Origin of the sequence: Embleya sp. NPDC127516, assembly GCF_044765325.1 — a bacterium.
Taxonomy (GTDB): domain Bacteria; phylum Actinomycetota; class Actinomycetes; order Streptomycetales; family Streptomycetaceae; genus Embleya.
In genome coordinates, this window is record NZ_JBIWJT010000016.1 from 60499 (window position 1) to 74185 (window position 13687).

11 protein-coding genes are annotated in these 13687 nt (G+C 70.8%); 9 read left to right on the top strand and 2 right to left on the bottom strand.

The features are described from left to right. Positions 1-18: 18 nt before the first annotated feature. Positions 19-2781 (bottom strand): AAA family ATPase, encoded by a 2763-nt coding sequence (locus tag ACIRL2_RS28995; RefSeq protein WP_402235791.1) that lies wholly within the window; start codon positions 2779-2781, stop codon positions 19-21. A 215-nt stretch (positions 2782-2996) separates the two neighbouring features. On the opposite strand from ACIRL2_RS28995, the gene ACIRL2_RS29000 reads away from it, so the two are divergent. Next, a complete protein-coding gene (locus tag ACIRL2_RS29000; protein ID WP_395864591.1) occupies positions 2997-3374 on the top strand; it encodes a nuclear transport factor 2 family protein in 378 nt (125 codons plus the stop codon). A gap of 342 nt (positions 3375-3716) precedes the next feature. Continuing rightward, positions 3717-5228 carry an MFS transporter gene (locus ACIRL2_RS29005; protein WP_402235794.1) on the top strand — a complete coding sequence of 504 codons (1512 nt, stop codon included), beginning with the start codon at positions 3717-3719 and terminating at the stop codon, positions 5226-5228. A gap of 160 nt (positions 5229-5388) precedes the next feature. On the opposite strand, the gene ACIRL2_RS29010 is transcribed toward ACIRL2_RS29005, so the two are convergent. Beyond that, entirely contained in the window at positions 5389-7023 is a 1635-nt protein-coding gene (locus ACIRL2_RS29010) for an MFS transporter (RefSeq protein WP_402235796.1), read from the bottom strand. A gap of 121 nt (positions 7024-7144) precedes the next feature. Between ACIRL2_RS29010 and ACIRL2_RS29015 the strand changes: the two genes are divergently transcribed. The 7 genes from ACIRL2_RS29015 to ACIRL2_RS29045 all read left to right on the top strand — a co-directional run bounded on the left by ACIRL2_RS29015 (position 7145) and on the right by ACIRL2_RS29045 (position 13657). After that, positions 7145-7879, top strand: coding sequence for a TetR/AcrR family transcriptional regulator (locus ACIRL2_RS29015; protein WP_402235798.1), 735 nt, complete (start codon positions 7145-7147; stop codon positions 7877-7879). Between the two features lie 652 nt (positions 7880-8531). Continuing rightward, positions 8532-10037: an ATP-binding protein gene (locus ACIRL2_RS29020; protein WP_395864583.1), complete on the top strand. Its 1506-nt coding sequence runs from the start codon at positions 8532-8534 to the stop codon at positions 10035-10037. Positions 10038-10907: 870 nt separating this feature from the next. Further along, positions 10908-12107 carry a helix-turn-helix domain-containing protein gene (locus ACIRL2_RS29025; RefSeq protein WP_402235801.1) on the top strand — a complete coding sequence of 400 codons (1200 nt, stop codon included), beginning with the start codon at positions 10908-10910 and terminating at the stop codon, positions 12105-12107. A gap of 75 nt (positions 12108-12182) precedes the next feature. Continuing rightward, positions 12183-12371, top strand: a complete 189-nt coding sequence (locus ACIRL2_RS29030; protein WP_402235804.1) for a hypothetical protein — start codon at positions 12183-12185, stop codon at positions 12369-12371. Positions 12372-12666: 295 nt separating this feature from the next. Beyond that, entirely contained in the window at positions 12667-12864 is a 198-nt protein-coding gene (locus ACIRL2_RS29035) for a hypothetical protein (RefSeq protein ID WP_402235807.1), read from the top strand. A 137-nt stretch (positions 12865-13001) separates the two neighbouring features. Continuing rightward, on the top strand, positions 13002-13376 hold the full coding sequence (locus tag ACIRL2_RS29040) for a hypothetical protein (protein ID WP_402235810.1): 375 nt from the start codon (positions 13002-13004) through the stop codon (positions 13374-13376). An 83-nt stretch (positions 13377-13459) separates the two neighbouring features. Then, a complete protein-coding gene (locus tag ACIRL2_RS29045; protein WP_402235813.1) occupies positions 13460-13657 on the top strand; it encodes a hypothetical protein in 198 nt (65 codons plus the stop codon). Positions 13658-13687 lie beyond the last annotated feature (30 nt).

Consider the following 13687-nt stretch of genomic DNA (forward strand, 5'->3'; position numbering starts at 1 on the left):
GGCGGTCGCGGGTCGCGGTCAGCCGGGGCGGCCCGCCAACTCGGGGATCGCGGACAGTTCGGTGCGCGAGACGATGCCGAGCTTGGGATAGGCCTTGTACAGGTGGTGGCCGACGGTGCGCGGGCTCAGGAACAACTGGGCCGCGATGTCCCGGTTGGACAATCCCTGCGCGGCGAGCCGGGTGATCTGCAACTCCTGCGGGGTGAGCAGCGCGAGCACGCCGGCGGGGCGGGGACCCTGCGGCGTCGCGCTGCCGCCGATCGCGCCCAGTTCGGTGCGGGCGCGATCCGCCCAGGACCGGACGTCCAGGCGGTCGAATTCCTCCAGGGCGATGCGCAGCCGGTCGCGCGCGTCGGTCTTGCGGCGCATCCGGCGCAGCCATTCGCCGTACAGCAGCCCGGTTCGGGCCCGCTCCAGCGGCCGGCGCTCGCTCTCGTGCCGGGCCAGCGCGGCGAGCCAGAGCTCCTCGGCCGCGTCGTCGTCCGCCAGCAGCGCGCGGCAGCGCAGCACCAGCGCGTCGGCCCAGCGTTGGTCGGCGCGGCGGGCCCACTGCTCGAAGCGGGCCAGCGGCTCGTGCGCGCGCTCGGGGGCGCCGAACCGGACGGCGGCCTCGACCAGGTCGGGAATCGAACGGGTCGCGCAGATGTGATGGCGCATCGGTTCCCGGGTGAGCCGCTCCAGCCGGTTCAGCGCCGATTCGGGCCGGCCCAGACCCAGGTCGAGCAGTCCCAGTGCCCACGCCGACCACGGCGCGCCGGCCGGCATCGCGCTGCCCACACCGCCGGCCAGCGCCGCGTCGGCGTGCCGGTGGGCGGCCTCCTCGTCGCCGGATACGCCCGCCAGGTAGGCCAGCACGCTCTCGAACTGGCTGATCCACTGCTGCTGACCGCTGTCCTGCGCGATCCGCAGCGCCTCGGACGCGGTGGCCAGGGCGTCGGTGTGCCGACTCTCGAAGACCTCGGCCTCGGCCACGAAGAACAGGATCGTCGGCAGCCGACCGATCCCGCCGTGCAGCCGGCTCTCGGTGGCGAACATCGCCGCGATGTCGTGCGCGTGCACGTCCTGACCGAGGGTCAGGCCCACGCCGCAGGCGAGCAGCAGGTCGCGCAGCTCTTCGTTGCCGGTTCGGTGGGCGACTCGGACGAGGTCGCCGAGGTCGGGGCGCTCGGGATCGGGGCGCTGGGATTCCGGGTGCTCGGTGTCCTCGTTCGGCGGGAAGGCGGCGATGATGAAGTCGGCGACCGGGGTCACGGAGGCCGTCGCCGGCAGGTCGAGCGCGTGCAACGCCCGTACCGTGGAACGTACTTGCTCCTCGCCCAGATACCACGCGGTGTGCATCGCCTGGAGCAGCGTGCGCGCCGCGCGCTCCGGGTGGGTCACGGCGGTCAGCTCGGCGCCTCGGTGCAGCAGTTCGTGCGCACCGGCGAACGCGCCCTGCCAGAAGTCGGACAGGGCGCGTACGTGCAGCAGCCGGGCCCGGATCGCGTCGTCGGTCGTGCCGGCCTGGGCCCGCTCGGCGAACGTGCGGGCGCGGTCCAATTCGCCCGCCTCGGACGCGGCCTCGGCGGCCAGCACGAGCCGGCGGGTGCGGGCCTCGACGTCCTCGGTCAGGCGCGCGGCCTTCTCGTAGGCCAGTGCGGCGGCCAGGTGGCCGCTGCGTTCGCGGGCGCGTTCGCCGGTGCTCTCCAGGGCGGCGGCGGCCGGCTCGTCGACACCGGTCGCGGCGGCGGCCAGGTGCCAGGCGCGGCGGTCCGCGTGATCGGGCGCGTCGAACGCGGCGGCCAGCGCGCGGTGGGCGGCGAGCCGGCGGTCGATCGGCGCTCGCTGCTGGACCGCCGCCCGGATCAGCGGGTGCCGAAAACGCAGCCGGTCGTCGTCGACCACGATCAGCGACGCCTCCTCAGCGGCGGCCAGATCGGTGGGGCCGGCGCCGAACTCGGCGCCGGCCCGGAGCAGGATGCCCAGTTCGCCGGAGTCGTCGCTCGCAGCAAGGAGCAACAACATCCCGGTTCGCTCGTCGAGCCGGGTGACCTGGCCGTGGAAGGCGATCTGCAGTCGACTGGTGAGCGGCAGCGCGCCCGGGCGAAGGGTGTCGCCGGACCGTTCGCCGGCGAGGGCGACCGGCAGTTCGATCAGCGCGAGCGGGTTGCCCTGGGCCTCGGCGAGCACCCGGTAGCGGGCGGTGGCGGACAATTCCCCGGCCTGGCCGGCCAACAGCGCGCTCGCGTGCTCGGCCCGCAGCGCGCTCAGGCGCAGCTCGGGCAGGCCCGGGACGGAGAACGCGTGGCGGTCGTCGCGTGCGGCGAAGATCAGCGCGATGCCCTCCGCGTACAGCCGGCGGGCGGCGAACACGAGCGCGTCGTTGGAGGCCCGGTCCAGCCACTGTGCGTCGTCGACGACGCACAGGAGCGGGCCGTCGCCGGCGTACTCGGACAGCAGCGACAACACCGCCAGGCCGACGAACATCGGTTCCGAGCGCTCGCCCACGGCCAGCCCGAACGCGGCCTCCAGGGCCTGCCGCTGCGGGTCGGGCAGTCGGTCCAGGTACTCCAGCGCCGGGCGGAGCAGCAGGCTGAGTCCGGCGTAGGGGAGTTCGGCCTCGTATTCGACGCCGGTGCCCCGGATGGTGCGCAGGCTCGTGCCGGCGATTACGTGATCCAGGAGGGCCGTCTTGCCGATGCCGGGCTCACCGACCACGACGAGCACGCCGCTGCGGCCCTTCTCGGCGTGCGCGAGCAGTTGTTCGATGGTCGTCAGCTCGGAGTCTCTGCCGTACAACATCTCTCGCCGTCCCCGTGTCTAGCGATCTCGTGCCGGTGCCCTACCGGTCCGGTACTGATCCGGTACTCATCCGATACCGATCCCACCTGCGGATCCCCGCGCGCCAAAGTACCTATGCGGGACTGATTCCCGTCGGTTCGGGGCTCCGTAGGTTCATGTCCAACGGAGCTCGCCGGAACGGCCGGAAGCCCGGAGGAAGCACAAGGACGGTCACCATGACCACGAACATCGACTTCACCGCCCTGGCCGAGCGCTACATCGCCGCCTGGAACGAGGCCGACCCGGGCGCCCGCCGCAAGCTGGTCGAGGCGGTCTACACCGCGGACGCGGTGTACGTCGACCCACTGGTGGTGGCCGAGGGTCACGACGCGATCGACGCGACGCTGGGCGCGGTACAGGGGCAGTTCGCCGGCCTGGTGTTCAGCCTCGGTGGCGCGGTCGACGGGCACCACGACCTGGCGCGTTTCACGTGGAACCTCGGCCCGGCGGGCGAGGAGGCCATCGTGGTCGGCTTCGACGTGATCCGGATCGCCGAGGACGGTCGGATCGCTCGGGTGAGCGGCTTCCTGGACAAGGTTCCGGCGGGGTTGTGACCGTTCGTCGAGTTCTCGGCAGGTTTCCGGCGAGCTCTCGTTGAGCTCTCGGTCGATTGAATCCGACGCCTTCGCGTCGGTGCCGTATCCGCTGGACGGACCCGGGGCCGGGTGGAGGTAGCGCCCGGCCCCCCGGGGTCCCGGCGGCATCCGGACGCGCGCGGCCTTCCCGCCTTGCCGATCGTCCCGCGCGCCGATTGATCTCTCTTCTTCGCTTCTTCGCCTCTTCGCCTCTTCGCCTCTTCGCGCCTTCGCGCCGTCGGCCCGGTCTTGCCGCGTGCGTCGCCGTATGCCCTCTCCCGCGCCGGTCGGCGCGCTCGTATGGAACCGAAAGGAACACTCATGTCCGCCACCACGACGGCCATCGCTCCCGAAGCAGAGGCACCGACGCCCCGGCAGTCGTGGGGCGCGCTGTTGATCCTGCTCGCCGGGATCTTCATCACCACGCTGGACTTCTTCATCGTCAACGTCGCGATCCCGGCCACGCAGGAGGATCTGCACGCGACGCCGGCCGCGATCCAATGGGTGGTCGCGGGCTTCGGGCTCGCGGTCGCCGCCGGGCTGATCACCGCCGGTCGACTCGGGGACATCTACGGCAGACGGCGGATGTTCGCGGTCGGGCTGGGGTTGTTCACCCTCGCCTCGGCTGGTTGCGGGCTGGCCGGCAACGCGGAGACGCTGATCGCCGCCCGGGTGGTCCAGGGTGCGGCGGCGGCCCTGCTGATGCCGCAGGTGCTGGGCCTCATCAACGTGCTGTACGTCGGTGGGCAGCGGGTCAAGGCGTTCACCGCGTACGGGCTCGCGATGGGTTTCGCGGGGGTCTTCGGTCAGTTGATCGGTGGCGCGCTGATCCAGGTGGACCTGTTCGGGCTCGACTGGCGCAGCATCTACTGGATCAACGTTCCGGTCGGGCTGGTCGCACTGGCCCTGACGCCGAAGCTGGTGCCGGAAAGCCGGGGCGAGGGCGGCGGCACTCGGCTCGACCTGGTCGGTACGGCGCTGATCACGCTCGGTCTGGTCGCCGTGGTGCTCCCGTTGGTCCAGGGACGCGAGCAGGGCTGGCCGCTGTGGACCTGGCTGTCGCTGGGCGTCGCTCCGCTGCTGCTCGGCGCGTTCACGCTGTACCAGCGTGGCCTGGCGTCGAAGGGCGGTGCGCCGCTGGTGGACCTGGTGCTCTTCCGTGAGCGGTCGTTCTCGGTCGGCATCACGATGGCGCTGGTGTACGGCCTGGTGAACGCGGCCTTCTTCCTGATCCTGGCGCTGTACCTGCAGATGGGTCACGGGATGTCGGCGCTCGACTCGGGGCTGCTGTTCATCGCCCTGGGCGTCGGGTACTTCCTGTCCTCGGCGGTCTCGGGGCAGATCGCGGCGAAGCTCGGGCGACAGGTGCTGGCGGCGGGCGCGTCGGTACAGGGCGTCGGGCACGTGGTGCTCGTGGAGACGCTGTCGACCACCGACGCGACCTTGGCGCTGATTCCGGGATTGGCGCTGGCGGGATTCGGGATGGGCCTGGTGATGGGGCCGATGGCGGAGACGGTGTTGTCCGGGATCCGGGCCAGGCACGTGGGTTCGGCGGCGGGGCTGCTGTCCACGGCACAGCAGGTGGGCGGCGCGCTGGGAGTGGCCCTGGTGGGCATCGTCTTCTACGACACGCTGGGTGACGCGCCGACGGCGGACACCTTCGGGGACGCGTTCGTGAACGGCCTGTGGCTGCTGACCGCGTTCTGCGCGGTGGTCGCGGTGCTGGTGCAACTGCTGCCGAGCCGGCGGGCGCGGGCCGGGGCGGATGAGGCCGAGTCCGTGGACGCCGACGAGGCGGTCGACGATTCGGTGAAGGTGGCGGTGCCGGTGTGAGGTGGCGGTGCCGGTGTGAGGTGAGCACGAGGGTGTGAGACGCGATGGGCCGCGGCCGGGTGGTCGGGGCCCATCGCGCTTGTCGTTCTCGGGAGTGTGGATGGGTTGGTCTGCGGGCGGTTTTGTTCGGTTGGTCTGCGGTCGGTTGGGATCGGCTGATTCAGTGGGCGTTTTGGCTTGGCTGGGTTTGGCCTGCGGCGGTGTCGGCGGTGCCGTCGGTGTCGGTGTCGGTGTCGGTGTCGTTTCGGGCTTCGGGGGTCGGGGGGCGCTTGAGGGTGAAGGCCAGGAAGGCGCCGAGTACGGCTGCCGCGCCCGCGACGAGGCCGGCGGTGCGTAGGCCGTCGATGAGGTCGGCGGGGGAGGCCGGGCCGGCGTTCGGGTCGAGGTGCGCGTTGGCCACGGCGATCAGTACGGCGAGCCCGGCCGCACCGCCGAGTTGCTGGGCGGTGGTGGCCAGGGCGGACGCGATGCCCTGTTCGCGGGCGTCCACACCGGAGGCCGCGGTGACGAACATCGCGGTGAAGGTGATGCCGCCGCCGATGCCCCAGATCAGGATGCCCGGGAGCAGCGCCGCGAACGAGCCGTCGCTCGACATGCCGAGTGCGAGGGTGCCGATGCCCAGGCCGTTGCCGAGCATTCCGACGAACAGGGTGGTCCGTAGGCCCCGGCGGCCGATCAGGGCGGGGCCGAGCCGCATGCCGGCGAACACCGACAGCACGGTCACCGGGACGAAGGCGAGGCCGGTGCGCAGCGCGCTGTAGCCCAGGCCGTTCTGGAGATAGGTGGTGAACACGTAGTAGGCGCCGCCGAGGCCGCTCTGGAATACCAGGATCACGGCCATCGCGACGGCCAGGCTGCGGTTGCCGAACAGGCGGAGCGGTACGAGCGGGTCGCGGGTGCGTTGCTCGACGAGCAGGAACGCGCCGAGCAGGACGACGCCCAGGACGATCGCGCCCGCGCCGCGGAGTGAGGCCCAGCCCGCTTCCGGCCCGCTGACCAGGCCGAAGACGAGCAGGGTGGAGCCGGCGGTGGCGAGCAGTACACCTGGGATGTCCAGGCCGGCGGGCTGATGGGTCGGTGCCTCGGGTTCCTTGGAAGTCTTGGGCGCCCTGGGCGTCGTCGGTGCCTTCGGTGCATTCGGCGCCTTCGGTCCGAGGGTGCGTGGAGCGGCGCCCAGGATGGCCGCGGCGGCCGGGACCATTACGAACATCACCCAGCGCCAGCCGCCGAGTTCGGTGAGGACGCCGCCGAGGAGGGCACCGGCGGCGAGGCCCGCGCTGCCGGCGGCGGACCAGACGGACAGCGCCCGGGTGCGCTCGCTCCCTTCCGTGAAACCGGTGTTGATGAGGGACAGCGTCGCGGGGGCGAGCATCGCGGCGCCGACGCCCTGGACCGCGCGGGCGGCCAGCAGGGTTCCGGGGTTGCCGGCGAGGCCGCCCGCGAGGCAGGCCAGGCCGAACAGCGCCAGGCCGAGCAGGAACATCCGGCGCGCGCCCAGCCGATCGACGAGCCGACCGCCGAGTAGGAGCAGGCCGCCGAAGGTCACCGCGTAGGAACTGACCACCCACTGCAACGACTGGGCGCCGAAGCCCAGTCCGGCGCCGATGTCGGGAAGGGCGACGTACACGATGTTGTAGTCGAGAGCGACCACGAACTGCGCGGCCGCGAGTACGGCCAGGAACCACGCGGTGGGAGCGCCCCGAACCGGGGCGTTGCGGGCGGAGGTGTCGCGGGTGGGGGCGCCACCTGCGGAGGCGCCCCGTACGGAGGTGTTCCGGGCAGGGGAAACAGGCACAGCGAGAGCCGTTCTGTGCGATCCGAGCGATCTGAGCGATCCGGACTATGCGGCGTGCATTTACTGCACGCCGTATAGTTACAGCACGTCGAGCAGTATCGCAACGCTGTAGAGTTCGGTCATGGCCATGGACGAACGCACGCCGACCCGCCGGGCCCGGCTACGGGTGGAGACCTCCCGCGAGATCAAGACGATCGCGCTCAAGCTGCTGGCCGAGGGCGGCCCGGGCGCGATCACGCTGCGCGCGATCGCCCGGGAGATGGGCATGACCGCGAACGCGATCTACGGCTACTACGCGACCCGGGACGACTTGGTGAGCGTGCTGATCAGCGAGATCTACCTGTCCCTGGTGGAGGCCGCGGAAGCCGCTCGGGACCGGGTGCCGGTCGAGGACGCGGCGGGCCGAATGCTGGCCTGGGCGCGGGCGTTCCGGGAGTGGTCGCTGGCCAACCCGGAGGGCTTCCGACTGATCTACGGCGATCCCGTACCGGGTTACCAGGCACCGGTCGGCGGGGCCGCGTCCGAGGCGGGACACCGGGCCTGCGCCGGGCTCACCGGCCTGGTCGCCGCCGCGTGGCCGTCCGCCGAGGCGTTGCAGTCCGAGGACGCGTACGACTGGCCCGACTTCGACCCGACGCTGGTCGGGCTGATCCGCGCGGAGTTCCCCGACCTGCCACCGACCGCGGTCGCCCTCGCCCTCCGGGTGTGGGGCCGGCTGCACGGCTTGGTGTCCCTGGAGATCTACGGCCACCTACGCGGCCAGACCACCGACCCGGGCCGCATCTACCGCACCGAAATCCACGACCTCATCCGCTCCCTGGGCCTGACCCCACCACCCCGGACCCCGCCCGGCTAGGCCGAACACCCTTGCCCGCCACCGCGCTTGACCTCGACATCCCGAGCGTGCCCTCGATCGACACAAGCCGGGAAGACGCCCACATCGCGGATGACGACCCACGGCGATGTGTACGAAACGTGTACGCGGCTTCGGCGGCACAAGGCCGCTGCCCGAATCGTCGGACCCGTGACCAGCGGCGGAGCGGTGTTGCGCGGCGTGCCGTCAGGGGATCGAACCCTGAACCCGCGGATTAAAAGCTGGACAGCGGTGATGGTAGCGGGGGTTGGGGCGGGTAGCGGTGTGCAGTTCTGTCCGGATCTGCACACCGCTGGGTCCCGCTGGTACCGCCTCGTGATGCGATGCGTGAGCACCTCCGCTCACGCAGCCAGAGCCTTTGGGAGTGGTCCGTACCTGGTTGTTGGCCGTCCATCCGAACAATGGTGGATTGCCTGAGCAGGCATCCTGGCGCTGCCGGACGTTCGATTCTCCTGGGCTTCACATCATGACGCCCCTCTGACGCATAAATAACAGCAGGTCAGGGCGGGTTTTGGGACGGCCTCCGCGCTCCTGGGCCCCTGCTGCCGTAGCAGTCGTGGTGAAGCCCAGCGGGACGGATTACGTCGAAGTAGACTTCGACGTAATCAGGCACAGTCAATGTGTGGAGGATCCGATGGAGAACGGTCTGCTGGTCAAGCCAGGCGACGTGGTCGACCGGGACCGAGAGTGGAACCTTCTCGCGGAGTTCCTCGCTGATCCGGATCCCGCGATGCGGCTCGGCATCGTGTCCGGGCGACGGCGGCACGGGAAGTCGTACCTTCTGCAGGCCTTGTCCGAGCAGGTCGGCGGCCTGTATGTCACGGCGGTCCGGGAAGAGGGGCGGCTGCCTGCCATCCAGCGGTTCAGCGATGCGGTCGCTGCCCATGCCGGTCTGCGGTCCGGCAGTCTGCGCCTGACGGACTGGCGTGATGTGCTGTCCAACGCCCTGGATGTGACCGCCCGTTCACCGCACCCGCTGTTGGTGATCGACGAGCTGCCGTACCTGCTGCAGCACTCACCTGAGATCCCGGGCTTGCTACAGCAGCTTTACGACGAGCGTCAGCGTGGCGCGCGGCCGGGGGACGGGCCGGGCCCGCGGTTGATCCTGTGCGGTTCCGCGATGAGTGTCATGCATGAGCTGTTGTCGGGGACGAAGCCGCTGCGGGGCCGGGCCGTGGTCGACCTGCGCCTGGGGCCGTTCGACTACCGGGACAGCCGCACCTTCTGGCAGATCAAGGATCCACTGACCGCGTTGAAGGTGCACGCGGTTCTCGGCGGTGCACCCGGCTACCGGCCGGTGGCCGCCCGCCCGCATCCGGACGACGGCTTCGACGCCTGGCTCACCCGCACCCTCCTCGACCCGGGCCGCGCGGTGTACTCGCGCACCGAGACCGAGTACCTCCTGCGGGAGGACCCGCGGATCACGCAGCACACGCTGTACTACGACATCCTCACCGCCATCGCCCAGGGCGCCACCACCCCTACCAAGATCGGCGCGGCCCTTGAGCGTCCGCGCAACGCAGTTGCCCACCCTCTCGGGGTGCTGGAGTCGACCGGCTATATCCGTCGTGAGCAGGACATCCTGCGTACCCGGCACCCGGTCATCACGCTCGCGGACCCGGTCATCCGCTTCAACCAGCTGATCACGCTGCCGCAGGCGGCCGCAGTGGAGCAGGGCTTCGCCGAGCAGGTTTGGCAGCAGGCCGCCCCGACCTTCAACTCCAAGATCCTCGGACCACACTTCGAGGACCTGGCCCGCGACTTCACCCGCCGCTACGCCTACAGCCTGCTGCCCACAAGTCTGCCCGGCCCGGTCGGCACCACCGAGGTCGCCGACCCGGCCGCCCGGACCAAGCACGAGGTCGACGTCATCGCCCTGGCTGCCGGCGAACGACCGCAGTCCCCCCGCGCGAAGATCGCCCTCATCGGGGAGGCCAAGGCGACCGCCGCCCGCCGCGGCACCGGAGACCTGCAACGTCTGGAGCACATCCGCACTCTGCTGGCCGACCAGGGGTACGACACCTCCGGCACCACGCTGGCCTTGTACTCCCTGCACGGCTTCCACCCCGACCTGATCGAACTGGTGGGCCGACGTGACAACATCCTCCTGGTCGACCTGCCCACCCTCTACGGGGAGTAATTCGGTCTGGCGGAAGTGGCTCCGGACCGGCCCAGATTCCCTGGGCGATCCGGTGACCGGCTTCCCAGCGGAAGCGCCGTACCCGCCGCGACTCCAGTGCCGCGACCACCCGCAGCCACAGATCCTCCTGCATAGCAGGCGTCGGCCACCGCCTGTCCCCCCTCGATCAGCACCCGACGAGCAGGAGCGCGTCAGTCTCTGGTCGATATCCGACAATGTTGAGACGTCTCACCAAGATCTGCGCCAGTGGCCGGCCGAGCACGGGCTCCATCCAGCGACTCCCTGGCAGTCGAAGCCTCTCGGGCCCAGGCATTCAGACAGTTCCATACCCGACGTCACCATTAAGCGTGCTGCCGTAGGTCGACCGGGCCTTGGCCGAGGCCGTCGGTCGCATCGTTCCGCGCGCCGCGAAGGCCGTGGTCGAGTCCGCCGAAGACCAAGTCGCCGAGCCGACCGGTGAAGCCCGGCCGCTCCTTTGTGACCTGACCCCGGGACGTCCGCTCACGCAAACGGCCCCGGACCAGAGGTCCAGGGCCGTGAAGAAGACCGCAGCGCGCGATGTTCGTGCTGGTCAGCAGCCTAAAGCCGGCCCTGACGCGGGTGGGCCGTCAGGGGATCGAACCCTGAACCCGCGGATTAAAAGCTCGCGAGACCATCGTCCGCATCGATCCGTGCGAGTCCGTATCAGCCGCTGACCTGGGCAAAAGACTGGTGCGAACGAGTACGGACAACGGTGAACTGCAACCATCGCTGCAACCACGCCACCGCTTGGTGTTCCCAGGTCGTAGCCTGGCCATGACCGCACCACCGGCAGGGTGAAGCTCCCGCCGAGCGTGACAGGGAGCACCCACTGCACAGGCAGGGGACACAGTGGCCGAGCACGACACGCACAGCATCGGACAGCGCATCCACGACATCCGTCGGCGCGAGGGCATTTCCCGCGCCGACCTCGCCGCCGTTGCCGACCGTAGCGTCGACTGGATGAAATCCGTCGAACTGGGGCGTCGGCAGTTGGACCGCATCGGCCCACTGATGGCCATTGCCGACCGGCTCGGCGTCGACCTCACCGAGCTGGTCGGCGTGGCGCCGCGGGACGACCGCAGCCAGCGCACCGGCTACGACGCTGTACCCCAGATCCGCCGTTCGTTGCTCCGGCACCAGCTCGGGCAGCCCACCGGCCACCCACGCCCACTCGCCGACCTACGCCTAGACGCGTACACCGCCCACCGGCACCGGCGCGCCGCACAGTTCGGCAACCTCGGCGCCCTGCTTCCCGGGCTGATCGACGACGCCTCGACGGCTGCTGCCGGCGCCGAGGGTGACACACAGATTCAGATGAACGGCCTTCTGTCGGCGGTGCTTTGCGATACGGCAATGCTCGTGAAGCGCCTTGGTCAGGTCGATCTCGCGAATGTCTCGGCCCGGCAGGCCGTCGACGCAGCCGTTGCTGCTGGTGATCCGCTGCTGGAGATCGCCGCTATGTGGACGCAGGCCGAGGTGTGCGTATCGGCGGGCGCCCGGGTCGAGGGACTCGGCATCGTGCAGGCCGGGCTCGACCGGCTCGACGCATTCCTGAGCGACGACGACATGTCCGCATGGAGCCTGTGGGGGACCCTGCATTTGGTTGCGGCGGTTCAGGCTGCGCAGTGGTCGGATCGGACGACCGTGGAGGACCACATCAAGCAGGCCAAGCGGGCCGCCAAGCGGACCGGCGACCGCAACGACCACGGGACCAGCTTTGGCCCAGCGAACGCGGCGCTGATGGAGTTGTCGGCCCGGCTCGAACTCGGCGACGGACGGGCCGCGATGACGGCCACCAAAGGCGTGGACCTGTCGTCGCTCCCCACGGAGCGCCGCGCACGGCATCTCATCGATGTCGGTCGCGCCCATGCCCAGGCCCGCGACGATGCTGCGTCGATGCGGTCTCTGCTCGAAGCCGACCGACTGGCGCCGGAGTACGTTCACTCGCACGCCATGGTGCGCGACATGGTCGTCACCGCCCGCCGGCGGGACCTGCTGACGTCGCGGGAGCCGGTGCACCGCATGGCGCGTCGCATCGGCGTGAGCTGATCGCTTTACCTTCTCTTGACGGACCGGGTACACCCTGTACCCGGTCCGTCGCTCTGTCCGCGTCACGCTGGATACATGGTCGATGACACGGTGCGCGTAGAGAGCAGCGGCGATCCTGACGAACAGGTGCGGATACACATCCCCGGACGTGCCATCCCGGACATCACCCGCGACGAGGCCGCCTCTCTGTATCGGCAGCTCGGCGCCTTCCTGATCCGGACCATCCCCGCCCAGCAGCTACGCGTGACCAACAGCGGAGGCTGACCCCCCGAGCGCCGCGCGAAAAGAGTCAATCCCCTGGCTCATCTCGCGCGGCACCCCGGCCGGGGTCTCCGCACATTCGCCCGGCCGGGGCCCAGATCGGCCATCCGGCGTCGTGATATCCGACGCCGGATGGCACCCGAGGCGGGGCCGGCAAGGGAGTGGCACCCTCCGTCCCCGTGCCGCACCGAGCGGCACCGGTCCCGCCTCGCACCACGCCGGAGATCCGCATGCGCCTCGCACCACCGCCCCGACCACCAGGCCCACACCGGCCACCACGCAACCCGAGGACCCCGCCATGAGCACCGACATCGCACCGGCCACGTGGGTGGTCGGCGACTGGGCCACCGCCCGCATGCCCGACGGAACCCGCGACCGCGGACAGGTGGTGGCCATGCGGCACGACGGCGTGCAATGGCTCGCCGACGTCGTACCGGCCGCCGACGGCGCCGACTGCGTGACAGTGCCCGCCGACGAACTGTGGCCGGACGCCTGATGGCCGCGCCCGACAGCCCGGCACAGGACGCTCTCGATCGTCTCGCCGCGGCCGTCGTCGAACGCGCGCACTTGGCTGGCATACGGGTTCATCCGGGTATTGCGTCGAGCGAGCGGGCTCGGGCCCACCGCCGCGCGGTGCGCGCCGCGGTCGCGGCCGTGCACGCCGCGGCGGTCGACGCCCACCGGCACGGCGTTCCCGCCTCGACGATCGCGACCACGGCCGGGATCACGCTGCGGTACACGAACACGATTCTGGAGAGCGAGCCAGCCGCCGATACGTACAGTCGCTCGGCGAGTTCGGCCGGCGCCCGGCGCAGGCAGGTCCTGAACGCGATGGTCGACGCGGTCGCCGCGCACGGTATGGCGCATCCGGTGACGCACGAGGCGATTGCCGACGCCCACGCGGACGGGGCCAGCGCGGCCGCGCTGGCCCGCGTCCTGGACGTGCCCCCGGCTCTGATCACCCGGGCGGTGCGGGCGGCCTGCCCCGCCGGCGCTACGCCGCTGTGAGCGGCGACGTCGGTCGCGTGGCCATCGACATAGCCCGCGCGACCCTCGCAACCGAGGTGCGGTTGCGAGGATCGGCACGGGCCGTGCGCAACGCGTTCCCTGCCGGATCCGAGGAACGGCGGCTGTCCCAGGGGTTGTTGCGGATCGCGGACCGGAAGGTGCGCTCCGCTGTCGTCGACGCGCACGCCGCCGGCGTTACGCCTACCGAGCTTGCCGCAGTGCTCGGTGTGACCGCTCAGCGGATCGGCAGCATCATCCGCAGTGCCCGCCGGACCACCTGACCCCAGACAGCACGAAGCCGGCCCGCCCCG